Origin of the sequence: Vreelandella populi, from assembly GCF_003989825.1 — a bacterium.
Classification (GTDB): domain Bacteria; phylum Pseudomonadota; class Gammaproteobacteria; order Pseudomonadales; family Halomonadaceae; genus Vreelandella; species Vreelandella populi.
Genome location: NZ_RZHE01000006.1, coordinates 629,333 through 653,730, shown reverse-complemented (window position 1 = coordinate 653,730; position 24,398 = coordinate 629,333). Strand labels below are relative to the sequence as shown.

Sequence of the window (24,398 nt, the reverse complement as noted above, 5' to 3'; positions counted from 1 at the left end):
ATGTGCTGCTTAATAGCAAGCCTTGAAAACACACATGCACCGGCACATGGTCCCGGGTGCCGCTGGCCGCGTCTGACGCAGCCACCGGTCGGATCCATGGGGTGCGTGGAGGCCTAACCCGAGTTTCAGGAGTTTTACCATGTCTCACGTTAATATGCGTGACCTGCTTAAAGCAGGCGCTCACTTCGGTCACCAGACCAAATACTGGAACCCGAAGATGAGCAAGTTCATCTTCGGCGCGCGCAACAAGATTCACATCATCAACCTCGAGCACACCCTGCCGGCGCTGAACGAAGCGATCGACGTGGTCGAGAAGATGTCGGCATCCAACAACAAGATCCTGTTTGTTGGCACCAAGCGCAGCGCTAGCAAGATCATCAAAGAAGAAGCGAATCGCGTTAATCAGCCGTTCGTCAACCATCGCTGGTTGGGCGGTATGCTGACTAACTTCAAGACCATCCGTCAGTCCATCAAGCGTCTGCGCGAACTTGAAACCATGCGCGAAGACGGCACGTTCGACAAGCTGACCAAGAAAGAAGTCCTGATGGCAACTCGCGAGCAAGAGAAGCTCGAGCGTTCTATCGGTGGTATCAAGAACATGGGCGGCCTGCCGGACGCACTGTTCGTTATCGACGTTGACCACGAGCGCATCGCGATCAACGAAGCCAACAAACTGGGTATCCCGGTTATTGGTGTGGTTGATACCAACTCCAACCCCGATGGCGTTGATTATGTTATCCCGGGTAACGATGACTCCATTCGTGCTATCCAGATCTATGTGAAAGCCATTGCTGACGCATGTGGTCGCGCTAAAGAAGGTCGTCCGGACGAGTTTGTTGAAGTGACCGACGAGGCTGCTTCCGCCGAGACTGACGCTGCCGCCGAGTAAGGCTGCAGTGGGTGCGGCGGGCAGTTGGGCCGCATCGTGACAAGAGGGGGCCTATGCCCCCTTTTTCCCGCCTTGGATGAACATCCGGGTGGGCCGATTATGCCGGGCACCAGTTGCCGGCAAGCGACCTTCAAAGTGATACATGATGGTCATCTATCGTGTTTATACTCTGTAGGGCGTTTAACTCTCAGCTAGAACCATTTCCGAGGTGAATTCTCATGGCAGCTATCAGCGCCTCTCAGGTCAAGGAACTGCGCGAACGTACTGGTCTCGGCATGATGGAGTGTAAAAAAGCACTCACCGAAACCGACGGTGATATTGAAGTCGCGATCGAAAACCTGCGTAAAAATTCAGGATTAAAAGCCGCGAAGAAAGCCGATCGTATCGCTGCAGAGGGTGTTGTTGTTACCCGTGTAGCAGAAGACGGTAGCTACGGCATAATGGTTGAAATCAACTCCGAGACTGACTTTGTTGCGCGCGATGACAACTTCATTGCGTTCGCTGACAAAATCGCTGCGGCTTTCTTTGCTGCGAAAAGCGAAGATGTTGCTGCCGTTATGGCAGGCGACCTTGAAGCTGCCCGCGAGCAGCTGGTTCAGAAAATCGGCGAGAACATCGGCGTGCGTCGTGCTGTCGTTATCAACGCAGTTGACGGTGGTCTGGTTGGAGAATACGTTCACGGTGGCCGCATTGGCGTTCTGACCGTGCTTAATGGCGGTACTGCAGAAGCGGCGAAAGACGTTGCTATGCACGTAGCGGCCATTAATCCAGCGGTTGCTCACCCGGCCGATATGCCGCAAGAGCAGTTGGACCAAGAGAAAGCCATCATCCTGGGTCAGCCGGACATGGCAGGCAAGCCCGAGCAGATTGCTGAGAAAATGGTTCAAGGCCGCCTGAAGAAGTATCTGGCCGAGAACAGCCTGACCGAGCAGTCGTTCGTTAAAGACCCGAACCAGACCGTTGCTGAATTCGTTAAAGCAGCCGGTGGCGAAGTGGTTAGCTTCACGCGCTTTGAAGTGGGTGAAGGTATCGAGAAAGAAGAAGTCGACTTCGCTAAAGAAGTTATGGAACAGGCTGGCCGTCGTTAAGGTCAGACGTTTCAGTCAGAAGATGGCGTGCGCGTAAGCGCACGCCTTCGTGTATCCGGCCCCTGCTAAACGAGGGGTTGCTTCGCCCACCTGTGTCCAGGTCTGCCTCAGGAGAAATGCCATGTCACGTGATATTCAAGAGTCTACCCCCCTTGTAACCCCCAGCACGATTGGAAAGTCCAAGTCGAAATACAAGCGTATTTTGCTGAAGCTTTCCGGGGAAGCGCTGATGGGCGAACATGAATTTGGTATCGACCCTAAAGTGCTGGACCGCATGGCGCTGGAAATTGGCCAGCTGGTGGGTATCGGTGTACAGGTTGGCATCGTGATTGGTGGGGGAAACCTGTTCCGGGGAGCGGCCTTAAGTGAGGCCGGAATGGATCGGGTCACAGGCGACCACATGGGAATGCTGGCAACCGTGATGAATGCACTTGCTATGCGTGATGCGTTGGAGCGTTCCAATATACGCTCGCGGGTCATGTCAGCGATTCCCATGAGCGGTGTGGTAGAGCATTACGATCGCCGTACGGCGATCCGCTATTTAACGTCGGGCGACGTGGTACTTTTTTCAGCAGGTACGGGTAATCCTTTCTTCACGACCGACTCCGCTGCCTGTTTACGCGGCATTGAAGTTGACGTTGACGTGGTCATCAAGGCGACCAAGGTAGACGGTGTTTATGATAAGGACCCGGTGAAGCATGCAGACGCTGTAAAATACGACCAGCTCACCTACGATGATGCCCTGGACCAAAAGCTGGGCATAATGGATTTGACCGCTATCTGCCTGGTGCGTGACCATGATATGCCGGTGCGGGTATTTGATATGAACAAGCCTGGTGCCCTGCTGAATCTGGTAGTAGGGGGCAAGGAAGGCACGCTGATAGACAAAGGGGAATAACGTGATCAACGATATTAAGAAAGATGCTGAATCTCGCATGAAGAAAAGCGTTGAAGCGCTGAATGGCAACTTCAACAAGATTCGTACCGGGCGTGCACACCCAAGCATTCTGGATGCCGTCACCGTTGATTATTACGGTAGCCAGGTGCCGCTTAGCCAGGTGGCGTCGGTCAATGTTGAAGATGCGCGTACGCTTGCAGTGGCTCCTTGGGAGCAGGGCATGGTGCCTAAGGTTGAAAAGGCCATCATGACCTCTGATCTGGGTCTGAACCCGTCAAGTGCGGGTAACGTCATTCGTGTCCCTATGCCGATGCTGACGGAAGAAACCCGTAAGGGTTACATCAAGCAGGCGCGTAGCGAAGCTGAAAACGCTCGCGTGGCCGTGCGTAACGTGCGCCGCGACGCCAACGGCGATTTCAAGTCCCTGCTCAAGGATAAAGAGATCACTGAAGACGATCAGCGCCAGGGTGAAGATGAGATCCAGAAGCTGACCGACAAATATATCGCCGAGATCGACAAGGCGCTCGCTGCAAAAGAACAGGATCTGATGCAGGTATAAATTCTGCTTTTCATTTAGCCGCGGGTAGCTTGGCTGCCCGCCAGGCCTATGGCTTTATTATGACTGAGCTTTTGTGCGAGACCCCATGACGTCACCGCAGCTTCCCGAAGAACAGCCGAGCGACGCCAGCACGTCACCTTTCTTTCCAGGTGAAGTAATGCCGTCGCATGTGGCTATCATTATGGACGGCAATAACCGTTGGGCACGGGGCCGCGGGCTATCCGGTATACGTGGCCATCGCGCCGGCGTAGAAGCCGTTAGAGCGGTTATTCAGCGCGCGGCAGAGCGTCAGGTGCAGACGCTGAGCCTGTTCGCCTTTTCAAGTGAAAACTGGAAGCGTCCTGCCGCTGAAGTTAATGCGCTGATGGAGCTTTTCTTGATGGCGCTTAAACGCGAAGTCAAAAAGCTTAACGAGCGTAATATTCGGCTGACCATTATTGGCGAGCAGCGCGGTTTTTCCCACGCTATTCAAAAATATATTCATCGTGCAGAGGCGCTGACGGCTAATAACACCGGTATGCATCTAGTGATCGCTGCCAACTACGGTGGGCAGTGGGATATCGCACGTGCTGCACGGCAGTTGGCCGAGCAGGTATCGGAGGGCAAACTGCATCCTGACGATATTGACGAAGCCTGTTTTGACAAGGCAATGGGAAGTGTCGAGGTGCCACCCGTTGACCTGTGTATTCGAACAAGCGGCGAGCAGCGACTGTCTAATTTTATGCTATGGCAGCTGGCATACGCTGAACTGCATTTCTCGCCCTTGCTCTGGCCCGATTTCGGTGCCGAAGCGCTGGATGTTGCGTTAAACGATTTCTGCAAGCGCCGCCGACGCTTTGGTATGACCGACCAACAAATAGAGGCGCAAGGTGCTTAAACAGCGGATTATCACCGCAGCTTGGCTGGCACCTCTGGTGCTGGCTGGGCTGTTTGGATTGCAAGGGAGTGCATTTGCACTTTTCACCGCTTTGATGGTGCTGTTGGGTGCCTGGGAGTGGACAAACCTGGCCGGCATCATTCGACAGAATCAGCGTATTATGCTGGTCGCCGGCCTTGCCGTTGTAATGCTGTTGATGTGGCTAACCGGCGCCGCGTTTGCGGTATGGCCGTTATGGTGCGCTGCCCTTGGCTGGTTGCTTAACCTCTACTGGGTAACACAGTATCCGGATAAGGGCGCCCAGTGGCAGGCAACGCCACGCCGTCTGGCCATGGGGCTATGGGTGCTGCTGCCGTGCTGGGTAGGCTTCAATATTCTGCGCGACAGCGGCGCGGTATGGCTCTTATTTGTACTGCTGCTGGTGTGGTCGGCCGATATCGGCGCCTACTTTGCCGGGCGCCGCTTTGGCAAGCGCAAGCTGGCGCCGCGAGTCAGCCCTGGCAAGTCCTGGGAAGGTGTTATTGGCGGGCTTGTTGCCACCACGCTGCTGGCGGTTATTTTTGCCCTGGGCCAGTCGCTAACCTTCGGTATGGGTGTTGGGCTGGTGATTGTCACCATCGTCGTAACGCTCATTTCCGTGTTGGGTGATCTGCTGGAAAGCATGCTCAAGCGCTATCGGGATATCAAGGATTCAAGCCAGCTGTTGCCAGGTCACGGTGGCGTTCTGGACCGTATTGATAGCCTGACGGCGGCGATCCCGCTGTTTGCGCTGCTTTATTTGCCCGTTCTTCAGGGACAGGTACCTTCCTTATGAGCCAATCGTCCTGTCAGTGGGTTACCGTGCTTGGCTCAACCGGCTCTATCGGCATCAGCACGCTGGATGTGATTGCCCGCCACCCGTCGCGCTACCGGGTGTATGCGCTGACCGCGCATACCTCCAAAGAAGCGCTTCTGGATCAGTGCCTGGCGCATCATCCCCGTGTTGCAGTGCTTGATCGCGAAAACGATGCCGATTGGCTGCGCCGGGCCCTTGATGATGCCGGTCAGCCGACAGAGGTATTGGCGGGTCGCGAAGCGCTTTGCCAGGTTGCCCGTGAAGCCTGTGTGGATGCCGTGATGGCCGCGATTGTAGGGGCGGCCGGGCTGCTGCCTTCGCTTGCCGCCGCAGAAGCGGGCAAGCGCGTGCTCCTGGCTAATAAAGAAGCATTGGTAATGAGCGGGGCGCTGTTCATGCAGGCGGTTGAGCGCTCTGGTGCCACGCTTTTGCCCATCGATTCCGAGCATAACGCTATTTACCAGTGCCTGCCGGCGGCTCATCGTGGGGGACTTAAGCGTTACGGAGTCCGCCAGTTGCTGCTAACGGCATCGGGCGGTCCTTTTCGCACCTGGAGCGAGGTGGAGGTTGCCAATGCCTCGCCCGATCAGGCCTGCGCCCACCCTAACTGGTCGATGGGACGCAAGATTTCGGTTGATAGCGCCACCATGATGAACAAGGGCCTTGAGCTGATTGAAGCGTGCTGGCTGTTTGATGCAGCGCCCGAGCAAATTCAGGTGGTAGTTCATCCGCAGAGTGTGATTCACTCCATGGCGGCGTACATTGATGGCTCGGTCATCGCCCAGTTGGGGAATCCGGATATGCGTATCCCGATTGCCTATGGACTGGCTTGGCCCGAACGCATTGAGGCAGGTGTGGAAACCCTGGATCTGTTTCAAATCGCACAGTTGGATTTTGAAGCGCCCGATGAAACGCGTTTTCCCTGCCTGCGCCTGGCGCGTGAAGCCATGCAGAAGGGCGGCGCAGCCCCGGCCATTCTCAATGCAGCCAACGAGGTCGCTGTCGAAGCGTTTCTGGCTGAAAAGCTCAGCTTTGGAGAAATAGCCAAAGTGGTGGAGGATGTCGTGTCAAAGCCCTATGCAGGCAACGCTGATACTATCGATAACGTATTGGCAGCAGACCAGTGGGCACGCCAGCAGGCGGCACAAAGGGTCATGCAACAAGCAGGTTAGGCAATTATGTACCGAATAATGGAAGGCAAGTAGGTCGCTTAAGCATCAGCGGCTGGTGTGCATGGTGCTAAGGAGTTCATTGTGGGCCTGTTACAAAACGTTTTAGCGGTAATCGTCGTGTTGGGGTTGTTGATCACCTTCCACGAATTTGGCCACTTCTGGGTGGCGCGTCGCTGCGGCGTCAAGGTGCTGCGCTTTTCCGTCGGCTTCGGCAAGCCTCTATGGTCGACCGTGGACCGCCAGGGTACGGAGTACGCCGTGGCGGCCATTCCGCTGGGCGGCTACGTCAAGATGCTGGATGAGCGCGAAGCGCCCGTACCCGAAGATCAGCTTGACCAAGCCTTTAACCGTAAAAATGTATGGCAGCGCATTGCCATTGTCGCGGCCGGACCACTGGCAAACTTTCTGCTGGCCATCGTTGCCTACTGGGCACTGTTCGTATACGGAACAACAACGGTCGCCCCGATGGTTGGTGATGTGCTGCCCGATTCCCCGGCGGCAGAAGCAGGCCTTGCTCATGGCGATGAAATTACTGCCATCCAGAATGACCCCGTTCGCTCCTGGGAAGAGGTCAATTTAAAGCTTATCTCGATGATTGGCTTTAGCGGCACGCTGACCATCAATGCCCTCTCTGAGGGCAGCAACAGTGAACGTGCTTACGCGCTTGAAGTCGATAATTACCTAACTCGCCAGGACCCGCCGCAGCCGCTGCAGTCGTTGGGTATGACGCCATGGCAGCCAGAGTTTCCGGCCGTACTGGGGCAGGTGGTAGAGGGCGAAGCGGCGGCTAATGCAGGCCTGCAGACTGGTGATCGCATTGTTGCTATTGATGAAACCCCAGTGGCAGACTGGATGCAGTTTGTCACCATGATCCGCCGCAGCGCCGGTGAAACGCTGAGTATTACCTACCAGCGCGGTGACGAGCAGGGCGAGCTTTCGCTGACGCCAGGTAGCAATCAACTGGAGAGTGGCGGCGAGGTTGGGTACATTGGTGCAGGCGTCGAGCCTGTTTCGTGGCCTGAGTCGCTTCAGCGTGAAATTCGCTACGGACCCATTGAAGCCGTAGGGCAGGCGCTGGCTCGGACGGGTGACATGGTGCTGCTAACGGTAGATGCCATTCGCAAAATGCTGGTCGGGCTTATTTCGCCTTCCAACCTGTCAGGCCCGATTACGATTGCCCAGATTTCAGGTGATTCAGCTCGGGCAGGCGTTGAAGCGTTTGTCGGCTTTCTCGCCTATCTCTCCATCAGCCTCGGCGTGCTTAATTTATTGCCTATTCCGGTGCTCGATGGAGGGCACTTACTTTACTATTTTGTCGAAATCGTGCGTGGGCGGCCGGTCTCTGAACAAACCCAGGCAATCGGGCTACGTATTGGGCTTGCCATGGTGGGCGGCCTGATGGCGATGGCCCTGTATTTTGATCTGATGCGCCTTTGGTAATGACGCGTGTAGCGCGCAGGATGCCTTGTCATCTGCCTGCACAAATGTATATGGTGCTTATCTGGAACGATAGGCAGACCAACGCGAGCGAACTGACTGCATGAAAATCAAGACCCTTGGAATGGCGGCACTCTTGCTGGCAGGCGCCAGCGGCGCCCAGGCACAATCCTTTGATGTTTCGGACATTCGTGTGGAAGGACTACAGCGGGTATCCGCCGCCTCGGTCTTTAATGCGTTTCCTGTCAGTGCTAACGACCGGGTTAGCGAACAGCAGCTAGCGTCAGCTGCCCGCGACCTGTTTGCCACTGGCCTGTTTGAAGACGTGTCACTTGCCCGTGAAGGCGACGTCCTGGTTATCCAGGTGGTTGAACGGCCGACGATTGCCCGTCTTAACCTCACCGGTAACCAGCAGCTCAAAGAAGAGGACCTGCGCAACGGGTTGCGCGAATCCGGTCTTTCAGAAGGCCAGGTGCTGCAACTTTCAACGCTTGAAGAGATTCAGCGTGAGCTGGAAGGCGTCTATCAGTCTCAAGGACGTTACAGTGCTCGAATTTCCACCGACGTCGAGCAGATTGATGAAGGTCGCGTTCAGGTCAATATCAATATCAATGAAGGCGAAGTTGCCAAGATTCGGCAAATCAATATCGTCGGCAATGAAGACTTTGACGATGAAACACTGCGTGAAGTGTTTGAGCTAAACGACCGTCCAGGGCGTTTCTTTGGCTGGTTCTCAAGCGATGAGTATTCCCGTGAGGCACTGTCGGGTGATATCGAGCGGCTGCGCTCTTTCTACCTTGACCGTGGCTACGTCAACTTCGACGTGACCTCCACGCAGGTTTCCATCGGCCCTGAAAAGTCCGAGATCTTCGTGACGCTCAATATCGATGAAGGCAACCAGTACCGCGTAGGCAACGTGCGCTTTGCAGGCGATCTTCAGATCAATGAAAGCGAAGCGCGCGAGCTACTTGAGATCAATAGTGGCGATATCTTCTCGCGCGGGCAGGTTAACGCTTCCACTGAAGCGCTGCGTCAACGCCTGGGCGCTGAAGGGTTTGCATTTGCCGACATCCAGGGCATCCCAGAAATGGCCGGCGATGGTGAGACCGTTGATCTGGTCATCGCCGTTGACCCAGGTCAGCGTACCTACGTGCGACGTATCGAGTTCTACGGTAATACCACGACCCAGGATGAAGTGCTGCGTCGTGAAATGATCCAGATGGAAGGTGCCCCGGCATCGACCGAATCGATTACCCAGTCGCGTCAGCGCCTGGAGCGGCTTGGCTTCTTTAGCCAGGTAGAAGTGAATACCCAGCCTGTTCCCGGCGAGCCCGACCAGCTGGACGTTACCTATAACGTTGAAGAGCAACCCTCGGGCTCGGTATCGGCAAGTGTCGGTTTTTCACAAAGCGCCGGGGTTATTTACGGCGTTGGGCTTGCCCAGAACAACTTCCTGGGAACCGGTAACCGCGTCAATATTGGCGCCCAGCGCAGTGACACCTTTACCAGCGTCAACTTTGCCTTTACCGATCCTTATTGGACACTTGACGGTATTTCCCGCGGTTATAACGTGTTTTATCGTGAAACCGATTACGCCGACTCGGATATTTCTACCTATTCAACCGATGCTTACGGCGCGGGTATCAACTTTGGCTACCCGATCAGTGAGCTGTCGCGGCTGAATTTCGGGGCGAGCATCGAAGATATCTCGGTCAAAACCTATAACGATACGGCCTCGGAAATTCGCCGCTATGTTGATGATGAGGGTGAAGATGCGCAGGCCCTTAAGCTGACCGCCAGCTGGACGCGCAACAACCTTAATCGGGGAATCATGCCCACGGCCGGTAACTATCAGCGCTTGTCGCTTGAAACGGGCGTGCCGGGTAGCGATGCCGAGTACTACAAGCTGCGCGCCCGTGCCCAGCAGCTGTTCCCGATCAATGATGATGAAACCTGGGCGCTCAAGTTCAGCGGTAACCTGGGCTATGCCAATACGCTGAATTCCAACGATCCTTACCCTTTCTATGAAAATTTTTACTCGGGTGGTCTGGGCTCGGTACGTGGTTTTACCTCCAACACGCTGGGTCAGCGGACAACGCCGTCTGTTGAAGGTGGCCGCGACCGTACCCTGGGGGGTAACGTACAGGTAGAAGGTAGCGCTGAAATTATCTTCCCCATGCCGTTTGTGGAAAACCAGCGCTCCGTTCAGCCATCGCTGTTCGTAGATGCGGGTAATACCTTCCTGAGTTCCTGCTACGATGTGCTGGAAGAGGATCAGGCGCGCCAGCAGTGTAGCTCTGGCGTGGATCTGGGCGATTTGCGTTATAGTGTGGGCGTCGGTCTTTCTTGGCTAACGCCTGTCGGGCCACTGACCTTTAGCATCGCCGAGCCGCTTAACGATAAAAGCGGCGACGATACGCAGTTCTTCCAGTTCTCTCTGGGACAAACGTTCTAATATTGCGACGGAGCGCACTTGCGAGGTGCGCGCTAGCCTGAATGACAAGGAGTTGACTCGATGCGTAAACTGACAGCGGCGGCGTGCCTGTTTGGTGCAATGATTTTGCCGGCTCATGCAGCACAAGCCGCAGAAGTGGCCGTGCTGGATTGGCGGGCAGCTTTGATGAATACTCAGTCAGCCCAAACCTCACTGAGCCAGCTGGAAGGCCAGATTGGCAGCCAGCAGCGTGAAGCCCAGGGCCTGGGTAACGAGCTACAGCAGTTGCAGGAGCGCCTGCAGCGCGATGGTGAAACCATGGCGCAGTCCGAGCGCGACTCATTGATCGCCGAGCTTCAGCAAAAGGGCAGTCGTTTTGAACAGTTGCGTCGTGAAGTGATCCAGGCGCAGCAGCGTTCCGAGCAGCAGTTCCTGGAAAGTGCTGAAGCCAAGCTCGAGCAGGCGGTTGAGCAGGTGCTGGCACGCCATAATATTGACGTGCTGGTTGAGCCTCAAGGGGTGCTGCACTCGTCAGTTGATTTGCCAAACGTAACCGAAGAGGTTACGCAGATCTTTAACTCCATGTAATTCATCTTTAATGACTGCCGGTGCAGCCTTGCTGCACCACTGTTTCCTGGGCTCCCATGACGCACGCTTTGAATCACCTCACCCTTGCGGACATCGCTCGCCATTTAGGCGTTACCTTTGAAGGTGATGCCGAACAACCCATTCGCGGCCTAGCGACTCTTAAGGAGGCCAAGCCCGATCAAGTAGCTTTTCTGGCGAACCGGGCCTACCTGAAAGATTTGGCCACGACCCAGGCAGCCGCTGTACTGCTGCATCCTGAGCATGGCAAACACTGTCCGGTGCCTCGTCTGGAGACGAATAACCCTTACCTGGGCTACGCCAAACTTTCCCAGCTATTTGACCCGCTTCCTGCCCGCGATAAGCCTGGTATCCATCCAACCGCCGTTGTCGCCGACAATGTAGCGTTGGGTAAGGATGTTTCCATTCAGGCTCATGCCGTGGTGGAAGAAGGGGTAACGTTGGGAGATTACGTGGTGGTTGGCGCGGGAAGCGTCGTTGGGGCGGATAGCGTCATCGGCGAGCGCACCCGGCTGCACGCCAATGTAACTGTATGCCATGGCGTCGTAATTGGTAAGCGGGTGATCCTGCAAAGCGGCTGTGTGATTGGCGGTGATGGTTTTGGGTTTGCCCACGATGGAGAAGGCTGGCACAAGATTGCTCAGCTGGGTGGCGTTGTGCTGGGTGATGATGTTGAAGTGGGCAGTTGCTCGAGTATTGACCGTGGCGCTCTTGGCGATACGGTAATTGGCGATGACGTCAAGATCGATAGCCAAGTGCAGATCGCGCATAACGTCACTATTGGCGCCCATAGTGCGCTGGCTGGCTGTGTAGGCATTGCCGGGTCTACCAAAGTGGGCAAGCACTGCATGCTGGGCGGCGGCGTCGGCTTATCTGGCCATCTGACGATCTGTGATGGGGTTCAGGTGACGGGCATGAGTCTGGTCACCAATTCGATTCACAAGCCTGGCGTGTACTCCTCCGGTACCGGCGCCATGGGTAACACCCAGTGGCGTAAAAATGCGGTACGTTTTAAACAGCTGGACGATATCGCCAAGCGCTTGTCGCGGCTTGAAAAAAACACACGTGATACATAAAGGTCACATTATTTGCTGGGAAAGTGACTTGAGGCTTAATCACTGCGGGGTATAATCCTTTGCCCTTTGACCAGCCGGGGCGCTGGTATTTGCCTGATGATTATCAGGCGTTTTTCATTTTTGAGGTCGTTACGATGGTTATGGATATTAACGAAATTCGCGAATACTTGCCCCACCGCTATCCCTTTTTGCTGGTGGATCGAGTAACGGAATTGACCGTAGGTGAATCCATCGTTGCGTTTAAAAACGTTAGCATTAACGAACCTTTTTTCAACGGACATTTCCCTCATCATCCTATTATGCCGGGTGTGCTGGTCGTTGAAGCGCTCGCTCAGGTTTGCGGTATCCTGGGCTTTAAAACGGTCAACAAGCTGCCGGCCGATGGCTATGTTTACTATCTGGTAGGTAGTGACAATGTTCGCTTCAAGCGTCCCGTGATGCCAGGCGACAAGCTCACACTGGAAGCTAATGTAATCCGCGGCAAGCGCGGCATCTGGAAGTTTGCCTGTCGTGCGACGGTGGATGGTGAGCTTGCCTGTGAAGCGGAAATTATTTGCGCTGAGAGGAAGGTTGCTTGATACACCCTACTGCACTGATCGACCCGGCAGCCCAGCTTGCCGATGACGTTGAGGTTGGCGCCTTTAGCGTTATTGGGCCTGACGTCACGATCGGCGAAGGCTCTATCATTGGCCCGCATGTGGTGGTTAAGGGCCCCACGGTGCTGGGTAAGCGCACGCGTATTTTCCAGTTCGCCTCGGTAGGCGAGGATTGTCAGGACAAGAAGTATGCAGGCGAGCCTACCCGGCTGGTGATGGGTGACGACAACGTGGTACGCGAAGGCGTTACACTTCACCGCGGCACCGTGCAGGATCGCAGTGAAACCACTATCGGCTCGCGTAACCTGTTCATGGCGTATGTCCATGTCGGCCATGACTGTGTAATCGGCAACGACTGCATTCTCGCCAACCAGGTAACGCTTGCAGGCCATGTGACGCTAGGCGATCACGCCATTTTAGGTGGATTGTCTGCTGTGCATCAGTTCTGTCATTTTGGCGAGCATGCCATGGCAGGCGGTGGCTCAATCATTACCAAGGATACGCCCGCCTATATCATGATCAACGGTAACCCTGCCGAAGCGCGCGGGCTTAATCTGGTGGGCTTGAAGCGGCGCGGCTTTAGCCGTGAGGCCATCAATGCGCTCAGTGCTTCCTACAAGCTGGTCTATCGCCAGGGGTTAACGGTAGAGCAGGCGCTTGAAGAGATGCGCACACGCTTTGATCTAGACGAAGTGGCCCATTTTGCCGCCTCTATCGAGCGTTCAACCCGCGGTATTACCCGCTAAGCATGTTTTCCTTATGACGTTGAAGCGCGTTTATCTCGTCGCAGGCGAGCTTTCGGGAGATATTCTCGGGGCTGGCCTGATGCGTGCACTAAAGGCGCGCCATTCACAGGTTGAGTTTCGGGGCATCGGCGGCCCGCGCATGATAGCTGAAGGCATGGAGAGCCGCTTTCCGCTCGAAACGCTTTCTGTGATGGGGCTTGTCGAGGTAATCAAACACCTGCCCGAACTGGTGAGCGTGCGCCGCACGCTGCGTCGCGAAGCGCTTGCTTGGCAACCCGATATCATGGTGGGCATTGATGCACCGGACTTTACGCTTGGCCTGGAAAAGCAATTGCGCCGTGCGGGTATCAAAACGGCGCACTATGTCAGCCCTTCCGTATGGGCATGGCGACAAGGCCGGGTGAAGGGGATTGCCCAATCGGTGGATGGCATGCTCACGCTGCTGCCCTTTGAGGCCGACTTCTATCGCGAGCATCAGGTGCCCGTTGCCTTTGTTGGCCACCCGCTTGCTGATGAGCTGCCGCTTGAAAACGATCGCGTCGCAACGCGCCAGGCGCTCGGCTTTGATGAAGACGCGCCGGTGCTTGCGTTATTGCCAGGCTCGCGGGGCAATGAAATACGTTTCCTGGGTCATACGTTTTTAGCCGCCGCTGAGCTGCTGTGCCAGCGTCACGCCACGCTAAAGGTTGTGGTTCCGGCTGCTTCAGCGCTGCGTCATGACGAAATCCAGGCGCTCTTGTCTCACTATCCAACGCTTGTCGAGCGTGTACAGCTGCTGAATGGTCAGGCGCGAGAGGCGATGGTCGCCAGTGATGCCGTACTTCTGGCGTCCGGGACCGCCGCGCTTGAAGCCATGCTGTGTCACCGGGCGATGCTGGTCGCGTACAAGATGGCGCCCGCTACGCATTGGCTTGCCAAGCGTATGGTGAAAACCCAGTGGGTATCGCTACCTAATCTGATCGCTCAGCAAAGCGTAGTGCCCGAACTTATCCAGGATGCGGCGACGCCTGAGGCCATTGCGGACCAGCTTCATGAGCTGCTTAGCGATCACGAAGCACGCCTGGCGCTAGAGGCCCTCTTTGCCACGATGCATGCCAACTTGCAGCGCGATGCCAGTCGACGCGCCGCTGAGGCGATAACCGCCATCGCGCTCGGCCAGCCATTGGAGAATGACCATGCCAGCTAAACCAAGCAACTTTCCGCCGCTTGAAATCGCCTATATGGGTGAGCGCTTGGCCGGGGTCGATGAAGTCGGGCGTGGGCCATTAATCGGTAGCGTCGTGGCCGCAGCGGTGATTCTTGACCCTACGCGCCCCATTGACGGGCTGGCCGACTCTAAAAAGCTGACCGCCCGCAAGCGTGAAGCGTTAGATGTGCAGATTCGCGAGCAGGCGTTGGCGTTTGTGGTGGCCGAGGCCAGCGCCGCCGAAGTCGACCAGCTCAATATCTACCACGCCACGCATCTGGCGATGCGCCGCGCCATTGACGGTTTAGCCCCTGCTGCCGAGTATTTGCTGGTAGATGGCAACCGGTTGCCGGGGCACGTTTTACCGGGTCAGGCAGTGGTCAAAGGCGATGCGCGTCATCCAGCGATTGCCGCGGCATCGATTCTTGCCAAGGTAGCGCGCGATGCCCAAATGGTCGAGTTGGATATGCGCTATCCTGAGTATGGTTTTGCGCGCCACAAGGGTTATCCAACCCAACAACACCTTGAGGCGCTGGCGGCCCATGGGCCGCTCGCCGAGCACCGCCGCAGCTTTGCGCCTGTGCAGCGTCAGCTAGCTCTGTTGTAAGCCATAAGCCCGTTTCTTTTTACCGAGATTTTACCGAGAGTGTCATGACGGTACCGTTTGTTCATCTACGTTTGCACAGTGAATACTCCCTGGTCGACGGCTTGGTAAAACTTAAGTCCCTGGTCAGCACCACCGCTGAGCGCGGCATGCCTGCGTTGGCGCTAACTGACGAGACAAATCTGTTTGGCCTGGTAAAGTTTTATAAAGCCGCACAGGGGGCCGGTCTAAAGCCGATTATCGGCAGCGATCTGTGGCTCACCAACCCGCATGACGACGCCCACCCTTATCGCATCACACTTTTGGCGATGAACGCCGATGGCTATCGCAACCTGACCGAGCTGATCTCCAAGGGCTGGACCCACGGCCAGCGTCAGGGGCGGGCCATTTTGGACAAGCGCTGGGTGCTTGAACAAAGTGACGGCCTGATTGCGCTGTCCGGTGGGCGGGAGGGCGATATAGGCCGCCACCTGCTCTCGGATCACGAGCGCGAAGCGCGCATGCTCCTTGAGGAGTGGCAGGCCGCATTCCCGGAGCGCTTCTATCTGGAGCTGACCCGCACCGGCCGGCCGTTGGAAGAAGCTTGCGTTCATGCCAGCGTCAAGCTGGCCCTAGATACCGGCACCCCGGTGGTAGCCACCAACGATGTACGCTTTCTTGAGCGCGACGACTTCTGGGCCCACGAAACGCGCGTTGCTATCGGTGAAGGCAAGGCGCTGGATGACCCGCGCCGCGAGCGCCGCTACACCGAAGAGCAGTACCTGAAAAGCCCTGAGGAAATGGCCGCACTGTTCTCGGATATCCCCGAGGCGCTGGAAAACAGCGTGATGATTGCCGAGCGCTGCAGCGTGGATGTGCGTCTGGGCGAGATATTCTTGCCCGAGTTCGAAATTCCCGAGGGCATGACCCAGGATGAGTTTTTCCGTAAGGTTTCCCACGATGGCCTGACGGATCGTCTCGACTTTCTGTTCCCGGCCGAACGCTACCCCCGTGATAGCGATGAGTATAAAGCCATCGACCAGCGCTACCGCGAGCGGCTGGAGTTCGAGCTTAACGTTATCATCCAGATGGGCTTTCCCGGCTACTTCCTGATCGTGATGGACTTTATCCAGTGGGCCAAGGATAACGACGTACCGGTGGGCCCTGGGCGGGGTTCCGGTGCCGGGTCGCTGGTGGCCTACGCGCAAAAGATTACCGACCTTGATCCGATTGGCTATGACCTGCTGTTCGAGCGGTTCCTGAATCCCGAACGTGTTTCCATGCCCGACTTTGACGTCGATTTCTGCATGGAAAAGCGCGACAAGGTGATTGAGTACGTGGCCGAGCGCTACGGGCGCGATGCGGTATCCCAGATCGTCACCTTCGGCACCATGGCGGCAAAAGCGGTGGTGCGTGATGTGGCGCGTGCCCAGGGGCGGCCCTATTCGCTGGGCGACAAGCTCTCCAAGCTGATTCCCTTTGAAGTGGGCATGACCCTTAGCAAGGCGATCGAGCAGGAGCCTGCGCTCAAGGAGTTCATCGAGAACGATGACGAGGCCGAAGAGATCTGGGAGATGGCGCTCAAGCTTGAGGGCACGACGCGCGGCACCGGCAAGCACGCGGGGGGCGTGGTCATTGCGCCCACCAAGCTGACTGATTTCTCGCCGCTTCTGTGCGATGAAAACGGTAACGGGCTGGTCGTTCAGTTTGATAAAAACGATATCGAAGACGCGGGGCTGGTCAAGTTCGACTTCCTGGGCCTGCGTACCTTGACCATTATCGATTGGGCGCTGGAAATGGTCGATAAGGTGCGTGCAGTGCACGACCAGGCACCGCTCAATATCGACGCCATTCCGCTGGATGATGGCAAGACGTTCGAGATGCTCAAGCGCGCCGAAACTACCGCTGTATTCCAGCTTGAATCCCGCGGTATGAAGGAACTGATCAAACGCCTATTGCCTGATTCGCTGGATGACATGATCGCTTTGGTGGCGTTGTTCCGCCCCGGGCCCTTGCAGTCCGGCATGGTGGACGACTTTATCAACCGGAAGCACGGCCGCGCAGAAGTCTCTTATCCACACCCGGATTACCAGCACGAGCTGTTGAAGCCGGTACTTGCGCCGACCTACGGGATTATCCTGTACCAGGAGCAGGTCATGCAGATCGCTCAGGTGATGGCAGGCTATACCCTGGGCCAGGCCGATATGCTGCGTCGGGCGATGGGTAAGAAAAAACCCGAAGAGATGGCCAAGCAGCGCGACGGCTTCATGGAGGGTTGCGCGGCAAACGGTATTGATAAAGACCTTGCCGGTAACATCTTCGACCTAGTGGAAAAATTCGCCGGCTACGGTTTTAACAAGTCACACTCGGCCGCCTACGCCCTGGTCTCCTACCAGACGGCGTGGCTCAAGGCGCACTACCCCGGGCCCTTTATGGCTGCGGTAATGTCCACTGAAATGGACAACCTGGACAAGGTAGTGCCGTTAATCGAGGAGTGTCGAAATCTCAAGCTGACCGTCACTCCTCCGGACGTAAACGTAGGTGGCTACAAGTTTACCGTGGATACCGAAGGCCGCGTGGTTTACGGCCTGGGGGCGATTCGTGGCGTAGGTGAAGGCCCCATTGGGGCGATTGTTGAAGCGCGGGAAACCGGTGGACCTTTTACCGACCTATTCGATTTCTGCCGTCGGCTTGACCCCAAGCGCATGAACAAGCGCACGCTTGAGGCGCTGATTCGCTCAGGCGCCCTGGACAACCTTGGCCCTAACCGGGCAGTGCTGGCGGCCTCCATGGAAGACGCACTAAAAGCCGCCGCCCAGAACCACACCAACCAGAGCCTTGGCATGCTGGACATGTTCGGCGAGGCGTTTGCCGACCCCGAGGATGAACAGGCCAACGTGTATGCGGACTACCTGGGGGCACGCGAATGGACCGATCGCGAGCGTCTTTCCGGTGAAAAAGACACTCTCGGGTTGTATCTGACCGGGCACCCCATTGACGAGTACGAGCGGGAGCTGAAACGTTTCGTATCAACCCGGATCAGCGATCTAAAGCCCTCCCGCGAGCCTCAGCGAGTAGCCGGGTTGGTGGTGGCGATGCGCACCATGAAATCTAAGCGCGGCGATACCATGGCGTTTATCACCCTGGATGATCGCACCGGTCGCATTGAAGCATCGCTTTTTGGTGAAATGTTCGAGCAGCTGCGCGGTCAGATCGAGTCTGACCAGGTGCTGATCGTTGAAGGCGAGGTGTCCAGTGACGACTTCTCCGGCGGCCTCAGGCTGCGGGGCAAAGATGTCACGCCCATGGTCACCGCGCGTATCCGCTACGGCCAGGCGGTAGAGCTTGCGCTGAACGCCGAGCATATCAACGGGCGTCTGGTGGAAAGTCTGCGCGATAGCCTGACGCCCTACCGCAGCAGCGACGGTTTGCCGGTACGGGTACAGTATCGCCATGTTGACGCGGTTGGCTGGCTAGAGCTTTCTGATGAGTGGAAAGTCGCGCCCAGCGATGGCCTGTTGCTCGCGCTGCGCGACGTGGAGGGGCAGGCGGGCGTTCAGCTTCGCTATCGCTAAGCCCGGTCGTGAATAGCGGCGGGCAATTTAATTGAGCGGGCATTACCTTGCGTGGCAGGGTCAGGGTGCGATAATAGCCCCATCAGATGCTCGTTTCGACAAGGCTTCTTTTTTTTTAATAGGCAGCTTATAGGCAAAGCCGATGAATCCTAATTATCTCGATTTTGAACAGCCCATTGCCGAACTTCAGGCAAAAATTGAGGAGCTGCGTTTGGTCAGCTCCGACAGCGTTAATCTCTCCGACGAGATATCCCGGTTGGAGGAGAAAAGTCGCAAGCAGACAGAATCGATCTTCAAGGATTTGACTCCCTGGCAGGTCTCTCAGCTGTCGCGTCATCCTCAGCGCCCCTATACGCTGGATTATCTTGAGTACGTGTTCAGCGATTTTGACGAGCTGCATGGCGACCGTAATTTCGCCGACGATGCCGCCCTGGTAGGCGGTGTGGCACGCTTGAACGACAAGCCTGTGATGGTGATTGGCCATCAGAAAGGGCGCGATGTTAAAGAGAAGGTGCGCCGCAACTTTGGCATGCCGCGCCCGGAAGGCTATCGCAAGGCGTGCCGCCTGATGGAAATGGCCGAGCGCTTTAAAATGCCGATTCTGACCTTTATCGATACCCCCGGCGCCTACCCGGGTATCGATGCGGAAGAGCGTGGACAAAGCGAGGCTATCGCTTATAACCTCGCGGTCATGTCGCGTCTGAAAACGCCGATTATCTCCACCGTAGTGGGTGAGGGCGGTTCGGGCGGAGCACTGGCAATTGGCGTGTGCGACGAACTGAACATGCTGCAGTACTCCACCTACTCGGTTATTTCGCCGGAAGGTTGCGCCTCTATCTTGTGGAAAAGCGCCGAGAAAGCTTCCGATGCGGCGCAGGCCATGGGCATCACCGCCGAGCGCCTTAAAGAGCTGGGCTTTGTGGATACCCTGATCAAAGAGCCGCTGGGCGGCGCACACCGCCACCCGCAGGCCACCGCCGAGCGGGTCAAAGAGACGCTGACCGCGAGTCTCGAGCGCCTGCAGGCGCTGGATACCGACGCGCTCTTGGAGCGTCGCTACAAACGTCTGATGAGCTATGGCGCCCCAGCGGCTTGAACCGCTTGAACGCTTGCTGAACGGCGCCCTGGCGGTAACCCCGCCGGGGCGCTCTGTTTGGGTGGCCCTTTCAGGCGGGCTTGATTCATCGCTGCTGGTGCATCTGGCAAGCCGTGTATGCCGCCGAGCAGAGCGCTCGCTTCGGGCCATCCATATCCATCACGGATTACAAACCGCAGCAGACAACTTTGAACAGCATTGCCAGGCGCTGTGTAAGAGCCTTGACGTGCCTCTGGCGGTGGTACATGTATCGGTTAACCCGTGTGATGGCGGCATTGAAGCGGCGGCACGTCAGGCGCGTTACGCGGCGTTTTACGAGCATATCCCGGCAGGTGATTGTGTCTGGCTGGCGCAACATCAGGATGATCAGGCGGAAACGCTGCTGCTAGCCGCGCTGCGCGGCAGCGGCATTCGGGGCTTGGCAGGTATGCCTTACCGTCGTGAAGCGCAAGGTCTTTGCTTTATTCGCCCTTGGCTATCGGTTAGCCGTAAACACCTTGAAGCCTGCGCCCATGCGTTAGCCCTTCGGTGGTGTGAAGACCCTACCAACCGTGATCTGGCGATTGATCGTAACCGATTACGCCATGCGGTAATCCCAACCCTTGAAGGCCGCTGGCCGCATGCAAGCGGGGCGCTTGCCCAAAGTGCTGCCCATGCCGGTGAGGCGGACGCGCTGTTGATTGAATATGCAAAGGCGGAGCTTGATACGCTGCGGTTAAGTGCCGGGTGTATTGACGCCGCTGTGCTCGCCACGCGCTCGCGGCCGCGTCAGCGGTTATTGGTGCGTACCCTGTGTCAGCAACAGCACTTGCCAACGCCGCCAAAACGGCGCCTGGAAGCCCTTTTGGAGCAGTTGTCGGCGGCGGTTGACGCCAATGTGCAGGTTAGCTGGCCGGGTGCCGAGGCTCGTGTGTGGCGCAAGCAACTCTATATTATGGCGCCGCTGCAACCCTTGCCTCCATGGCAGCATACATGGGATGGCCTGCCAGGCCTTGAGACGCCATTAGGCGTCCTTGAACTTGCCGTGCCGACGCAAACGCCCCTGACGCTTCGCTGGCGCCAGGGAGGGGAGGTGATTGCGCTGACCCAACGAGGGCGTCGTGATGTCAAACGCCTTCTCCAGGAAGCGAATATACCGCCTTGGGAGCGCGAACGGCTCATCATGGTCATGCGAGATGATACCTGCCTGGGCGTGATCGGACCGCCCGCCAGAGTGCTCTGGCAGGCGGCAGATGTCACCATCACACGGATAGCGATGTAGCCGCGTCGCTTTTCTGAGTTACGCCTGAATCACGTTCAGGGTAAACCCGGCTGCCGCCATATAAGCTTGTTCCTGCTCGATGTCGGTGCTGAACAGGGTAGGTTCTTCGCCTGCCGGCAGTGTCAGCGTCAGGCCCGTTGCGTTAGCGCTGATCTTGGGCAGCGGTGGCGCGCTTTCCGGGCGCGAATGGTTGAGCAGCACCGCCAGGCGCAGAAGCTGTGCAAGCTTGGCACTATGGGGCTGCTGCGCTTTGGGGAGCGCCTGCCACTCTTTGAGCGGAAATTTGCGCCGGTGAGCGCGCACCAGAAAGGCTAGCTGGTACTGCTCTGGGCGTGAAAAACCGGCCAGATCGGAGTGTTCCAACAGATACGCGCCGTGGCGGTGAAACTGGCTATGGGAAATTGCCAGGCCAATTTCATGCATGTGGCTGGCCCACTGCAGGTAGTGGCCATGCTCATGGGTTAACGACCAGGGGCGCTTGACCTGCTGAAACAGGCGCAGGGCGGTATCGGCGACGTTATCCGCCTGACGGGTATCTACATCGTAGATTCGCTTGAGAACCTCCAGGCTTTTGGAGCGGGTATCCTCGGCGCTGTTGCGTCCGGCCATATCGTAAAGCACGCCTTCGCGCAGGGCGCCGTCGGCGTAGCGCATCTGCTCAAGCTCGAATGCCTCGAAAACGGCGCCTAAAATCGCGATCCCTGCCGGGAATACCCTGGCGCGGTCCGGCTTCAATCCCTCCAGCTCCACCTTATCCAAGTGTTTGCATTTAAGTAGCCGTTCACGCAGTTTTTTCAAGCCGCTGCGGGTAATCACACCTTCATTAGGCGTATCGCCGTAGGCCAACAGAACGCTGGCAGCCGCCTTGATCGTGCCGCTGGAGCCAACCGGGTCTTCCCAGCCCAGACGTTGGTAAGGGCGCTGGATATGGGCAAGTTCTGATAACGCGGCAAGCTCTGCACGGCGCATGCGTTTTTCGCTAAGCTCGCCATCAGGGAAAAAGCGGCTGGTAAAGGTGACACAGCCCATGCGCAGACTTTCAAGCGCCTTGGGTTCGAACTCTTCGCCAATGATAAACTCTGTGGAGCCACCACCAATATCGACGATCAATCGACGACCTGTCTCGGCCAGGGCATGTGCAGCACCCAGATAGATAAGCCGGGCTTCTTCGCGACCAGCAATAATCTCGATGGCATGGCCTAGCTGGGCTTCAGCACGCTCAATAAATGCCTGACTGTTCTGAGCGTCACGAAGTGCATTGGTGCCCACGATACGCAGATTGGGGCTCTCGATATCGCTTAAAAACGGGGCAAACCGGCTCAGGCAGTCCAAAGCACGCTGCATGGCGGCTTCGTTAAGCTTACCGTCTTCCTCCAGACCGGCCGCCAGCTGGACTTTTTCGCCTAGACGGGCGACAACCTGCAGGCGCTCATTCTGATAGTTGGCGACTAGCAGGTGAAAACTGTTGGAGCCGAGGTCTATGGCGGCTAAGCGCTGGGGTGCCGCGCTTTCCAGCTCGCTGGCAGGAGCAGTAAGGGGGGACGAAATATCCTTGGGCATAAGCAATCCTTCGTATTGGCTATGCCAAGGTTGCGGTGCAGGGTAGTTATTGTCAATTGGCAAACGCTTGCGTTTATGGCGGGCCTTGACTACCATCGGACTACTGGCTCGATCCAACATGGCGTGTAGCCATATTGCCATTTTACGATCACCTCTTTTAAAATGGCATCGCTGTAAGGGTTCAGGCGCTGTTGCCTCAGACGTATCCCGGTTCTTGAAAGTTCTATTCACTTAATACTATGCTTCTCCAACGCTTGTTAGAATGCTTTTTATAACGCGTATTGATTAGTTTATTCGTATTGACTAAATAGCACTTGTCCAGAATAGTACGGATGCTGACTAAAGTACTTGTCCAGATAGCGTCAGCCAGAATTCCAAGTCGTCAGATTACCTACTGACTGGTTCTTTTCTTATACTGGTCAGAGCACACAGCTGCTAGCACCCTCGAACCGAGCAATAACTCATCGCCTCACTGTATTGCCGCCATGAGTTAGCATTCGCTTAGTAATTCATTCGAGCATGTGCCTTATCGGGGTCTGAACGCATCACACGGTGCTTAGCCCTATCATTAAACGCTACGCCTCCTGTCTTATTTCGGCGCTTGCGCCTAGCTTCCATGAGCAATTTTCTAACACACCGATGAATCTCACTGAACTCAAGCAAAAATCCGTTCCCGAGCTGCTCGATATCGCCCGCGAAATGGGTATCGATAACCTCGCCCGTTCGCGCAAGCAGGACATCATTTTCGCCATCCTCAAGAAACACGCCAAAAGCGGTGAGGACATCTATGGTGATGGTGTGCTGGAAATTCTTCAGGATGGCTTTGGCTTCCTGCGCAGCGCTGACAGCTCCTATCTCGCCGGTCCGGACGATATTTACGTATCGCCCTCGCAGATCCGCCGCTTCAATTTGCGCAAAGGCGACTCCATTTCCGGCAAGATTCGCCCGCCCAAAGAAGGCGAACGCTACTTTGCCCTGCTCAAGGTTAGCCAGATCAACTTTGACCGTCCGGAAAATGCCAAGCATAAGATTCTCTTTGAGAACCTGACGCCGCTTTTCCCGGATGAGCGTCTGCGTATGGAGATCGGTAACGGCTCCACGGAAGATCTGACGGCCCGTATCATCGACTTGACCGCGCCCATCGGTAAAGGTCAGCGTGGTCTGCTGGTGTCTCCGCCCAAGGCGGGTAAGACCCTGATGCTGCAGAACATCGCCACCTCTATCACGCGCAACAGCCCTGAGTGTCATCTGATCGTGCTGCTGATCGATGAGCGCCCGGAGGAAGTGACCGAAATGTCGCGCACCGTGCGTGGCGAAGTGGTTGCCTCTACCTTTGACGAGCCGCCGGCACGCCACGTTCAGGTGGCCGAAATGGTTATCGAGAAGGCCAAACGTCTGGTTGAGCACAAGAAAGACGTGGTCATCCTGCTGGACTCGATTACCCGCTTAGCGCGTGCCTACAACACCGTGGTTCCAAGCTCCGGCAAGGTACTCACCGGTGGTGTTGACGCCCATGCCCTTGAGAAGCCCAAACGCTTCTTCGGTGCAGCGCGTAATATCGAAGAGGGCGGCAGCCTGACGATCATCGCCACGGCACTCGTCGATACCGGCTCCAAGATGGACGAAGTCATCTTCGAGGAGTTCAAGGGTACCGGCAACATGGAAGCGCACCTTGACCGTAAGCTGGCCGAAAAGCGCGTTTTCCCGGCGATTAACATTCGCCGCAGCGGTACACGCCGTGAAGATTTGCTGGCGTCCGAGGACGAGATGCAGCGCATGTGGATTCTGCGCAAGCTGCTCAACCCCATGGAAGACACAGCAGCGACAGAATTCCTGATCGATCGTCTGAAGGATACCAAGACGAACCTTGAGTTCTTTGATGCGATGAAGCGTCGCTAACGCCAATCGGCGTGGCGGCGCAGGC

At 56.6% G+C, this 24,398-nt stretch carries 20 protein-coding genes; 19 read left to right on the top strand and 1 reads right to left on the bottom strand.

The window, feature by feature from the left end:
* Nucleotides 1-139: 139 nt before the first annotated feature.
* From rpsB to tilS, 18 genes are all read left to right on the top strand, one after another.
* Nucleotides 140-889, top strand: a complete 750-nt coding sequence (rpsB, locus tag ELY25_RS08010; protein WP_126950742.1) for a 30S ribosomal protein S2 — start codon at nucleotides 140-142, stop codon at nucleotides 887-889.
* Nucleotides 890-1,107: 218 nt separating this feature from the next.
* Nucleotides 1,108-1,977, top strand: coding sequence for a translation elongation factor Ts (tsf, locus tag ELY25_RS08005; RefSeq protein ID WP_126950741.1), 870 nt, complete (start codon nucleotides 1,108-1,110; stop codon nucleotides 1,975-1,977).
* Nucleotides 1,978-2,098: 121 nt separating this feature from the next.
* Nucleotides 2,099-2,875, top strand: a complete 777-nt coding sequence (pyrH, locus tag ELY25_RS08000) for a UMP kinase (RefSeq protein WP_126950740.1) — start codon at nucleotides 2,099-2,101, stop codon at nucleotides 2,873-2,875.
* Nucleotide 2,876: 1 nt separating this feature from the next.
* Nucleotides 2,877-3,434, top strand: coding sequence for a ribosome recycling factor (gene frr, locus ELY25_RS07995; RefSeq protein WP_126950739.1), 558 nt, complete (start codon nucleotides 2,877-2,879; stop codon nucleotides 3,432-3,434).
* 85 nt (nucleotides 3,435-3,519) lie between these two features.
* Nucleotides 3,520-4,311, top strand: a complete 792-nt coding sequence (gene uppS, locus ELY25_RS07990) for a polyprenyl diphosphate synthase (RefSeq protein WP_126950738.1) — start codon at nucleotides 3,520-3,522, stop codon at nucleotides 4,309-4,311.
* Nucleotides 4,304-5,125: a phosphatidate cytidylyltransferase gene (locus ELY25_RS07985; RefSeq protein WP_126950737.1), complete on the top strand. Its 822-nt coding sequence runs from the start codon at nucleotides 4,304-4,306 to the stop codon at nucleotides 5,123-5,125. Before uppS ends, ELY25_RS07985 begins: the two co-directional genes overlap by 8 nt.
* Complete coding sequence (gene ispC / locus ELY25_RS07980) at nucleotides 5,122-6,318, top strand: 1-deoxy-D-xylulose-5-phosphate reductoisomerase (RefSeq protein ID WP_126950736.1); 1,197 nt, start codon at nucleotides 5,122-5,124, stop codon at nucleotides 6,316-6,318. Before ELY25_RS07985 ends, ispC begins: the two co-directional genes overlap by 4 nt.
* A gap of 81 nt (nucleotides 6,319-6,399) precedes the next feature.
* Nucleotides 6,400-7,758 (top strand): RIP metalloprotease RseP, encoded by a 1,359-nt coding sequence (gene rseP / locus ELY25_RS07975; protein WP_126950735.1) that lies wholly within the window; start codon nucleotides 6,400-6,402, stop codon nucleotides 7,756-7,758.
* 100 nt (nucleotides 7,759-7,858) lie between these two features.
* Nucleotides 7,859-10,210 carry an outer membrane protein assembly factor BamA gene (gene bamA, locus ELY25_RS07970; protein ID WP_422822376.1) on the top strand — a complete coding sequence of 784 codons (2,352 nt, stop codon included), beginning with the start codon at nucleotides 7,859-7,861 and terminating at the stop codon, nucleotides 10,208-10,210.
* 60 nt (nucleotides 10,211-10,270) lie between these two features.
* Nucleotides 10,271-10,777 carry an OmpH/Skp family outer membrane protein gene (locus tag ELY25_RS07965; protein ID WP_126950734.1) on the top strand — a complete coding sequence of 169 codons (507 nt, stop codon included), beginning with the start codon at nucleotides 10,271-10,273 and terminating at the stop codon, nucleotides 10,775-10,777.
* Nucleotides 10,778-10,833: 56 nt separating this feature from the next.
* Nucleotides 10,834-11,871, top strand: coding sequence for a UDP-3-O-(3-hydroxymyristoyl)glucosamine N-acyltransferase (lpxD, locus tag ELY25_RS07960; protein WP_126950733.1), 1,038 nt, complete (start codon nucleotides 10,834-10,836; stop codon nucleotides 11,869-11,871).
* Between the two features lie 134 nt (nucleotides 11,872-12,005).
* A complete protein-coding gene (gene fabZ, locus ELY25_RS07955; protein ID WP_126950732.1) occupies nucleotides 12,006-12,449 on the top strand; it encodes a 3-hydroxyacyl-ACP dehydratase FabZ in 444 nt (147 codons plus the stop codon).
* Nucleotides 12,446-13,213: an acyl-ACP--UDP-N-acetylglucosamine O-acyltransferase gene (gene lpxA, locus ELY25_RS07950; protein WP_126950731.1), complete on the top strand. Its 768-nt coding sequence runs from the start codon at nucleotides 12,446-12,448 to the stop codon at nucleotides 13,211-13,213. Before fabZ ends, lpxA begins: the two co-directional genes overlap by 4 nt.
* Nucleotides 13,214-13,226: 13 nt before the next feature.
* Nucleotides 13,227-14,399 (top strand): lipid-A-disaccharide synthase, encoded by a 1,173-nt coding sequence (lpxB, locus tag ELY25_RS07945; protein ID WP_126950730.1) that lies wholly within the window; start codon nucleotides 13,227-13,229, stop codon nucleotides 14,397-14,399.
* A complete protein-coding gene (gene rnhB, locus ELY25_RS07940) occupies nucleotides 14,389-15,006 on the top strand; it encodes a ribonuclease HII (RefSeq protein ID WP_126950729.1) in 618 nt (205 codons plus the stop codon). The genes lpxB and rnhB overlap by 11 nt, the downstream gene beginning before the upstream one ends.
* 44 nt (nucleotides 15,007-15,050) lie before the next feature.
* Nucleotides 15,051-18,557: a DNA polymerase III subunit alpha gene (gene dnaE / locus ELY25_RS07935; RefSeq protein WP_126950728.1), complete on the top strand. Its 3,507-nt coding sequence runs from the start codon at nucleotides 15,051-15,053 to the stop codon at nucleotides 18,555-18,557.
* Nucleotides 18,558-18,699: 142 nt separating this feature from the next.
* Nucleotides 18,700-19,653 (top strand): acetyl-CoA carboxylase carboxyl transferase subunit alpha, encoded by a 954-nt coding sequence (accA, locus tag ELY25_RS07930; protein WP_126950727.1) that lies wholly within the window; start codon nucleotides 18,700-18,702, stop codon nucleotides 19,651-19,653.
* Nucleotides 19,634-20,914, top strand: coding sequence for a tRNA lysidine(34) synthetase TilS (gene tilS / locus ELY25_RS07925; RefSeq protein WP_126950726.1), 1,281 nt, complete (start codon nucleotides 19,634-19,636; stop codon nucleotides 20,912-20,914). The genes accA and tilS overlap by 20 nt, the downstream gene beginning before the upstream one ends.
* A gap of 18 nt (nucleotides 20,915-20,932) precedes the next feature.
* On the opposite strand, the gene ppx is transcribed toward tilS, so the two are convergent.
* A complete protein-coding gene (gene ppx, locus ELY25_RS07920; protein WP_126950725.1) occupies nucleotides 20,933-22,474 on the bottom strand; it encodes an exopolyphosphatase in 1,542 nt (513 codons plus the stop codon).
* Nucleotides 22,475-23,113: 639 nt separating this feature from the next.
* Here ppx and rho point away from each other — a divergent pair.
* Nucleotides 23,114-24,373: a transcription termination factor Rho gene (gene rho / locus ELY25_RS07915; protein ID WP_126950838.1), complete on the top strand. Its 1,260-nt coding sequence runs from the start codon at nucleotides 23,114-23,116 to the stop codon at nucleotides 24,371-24,373.
* Nucleotides 24,374-24,398 lie beyond the last annotated feature (25 nt).

Coding starts and splice junctions, on each gene's coding strand:
- ppx (WP_126950725.1), bottom strand. CDS start 22,474: ATGCCCAAGGATATTTCGTCCCCCCTTACTGCTCCTGCCAGCGAGCTG.
- pyrH (WP_126950740.1), top strand. CDS start 2,099: ATGTCACGTGATATTCAAGAGTCTACCCCCCTTGTAACCCCCAGCACG.
- bamA (WP_422822376.1), top strand. CDS start 7,859: ATGAAAATCAAGACCCTTGGAATGGCGGCACTCTTGCTGGCAGGCGCC.
- rho (WP_126950838.1), top strand. CDS start 23,114: ATGAATCTCACTGAACTCAAGCAAAAATCCGTTCCCGAGCTGCTCGAT.
- dnaE (WP_126950728.1), top strand. CDS start 15,051: ATGACGGTACCGTTTGTTCATCTACGTTTGCACAGTGAATACTCCCTG.
- rnhB (WP_126950729.1), top strand. CDS start 14,389: ATGCCAGCTAAACCAAGCAACTTTCCGCCGCTTGAAATCGCCTATATG.
- tilS (WP_126950726.1), top strand. CDS start 19,634: ATGGCGCCCCAGCGGCTTGAACCGCTTGAACGCTTGCTGAACGGCGCC.
- ELY25_RS07965 (WP_126950734.1), top strand. CDS start 10,271: ATGCGTAAACTGACAGCGGCGGCGTGCCTGTTTGGTGCAATGATTTTG.
- ispC (WP_126950736.1), top strand. CDS start 5,122: ATGAGCCAATCGTCCTGTCAGTGGGTTACCGTGCTTGGCTCAACCGGC.
- lpxD (WP_126950733.1), top strand. CDS start 10,834: ATGACGCACGCTTTGAATCACCTCACCCTTGCGGACATCGCTCGCCAT.
- fabZ (WP_126950732.1), top strand. CDS start 12,006: ATGGTTATGGATATTAACGAAATTCGCGAATACTTGCCCCACCGCTAT.
- lpxB (WP_126950730.1), top strand. CDS start 13,227: ATGACGTTGAAGCGCGTTTATCTCGTCGCAGGCGAGCTTTCGGGAGAT.
- accA (WP_126950727.1), top strand. CDS start 18,700: ATGAATCCTAATTATCTCGATTTTGAACAGCCCATTGCCGAACTTCAG.
- uppS (WP_126950738.1), top strand. CDS start 3,520: ATGACGTCACCGCAGCTTCCCGAAGAACAGCCGAGCGACGCCAGCACG.
- tsf (WP_126950741.1), top strand. CDS start 1,108: ATGGCAGCTATCAGCGCCTCTCAGGTCAAGGAACTGCGCGAACGTACT.
- rpsB (WP_126950742.1), top strand. CDS start 140: ATGTCTCACGTTAATATGCGTGACCTGCTTAAAGCAGGCGCTCACTTC.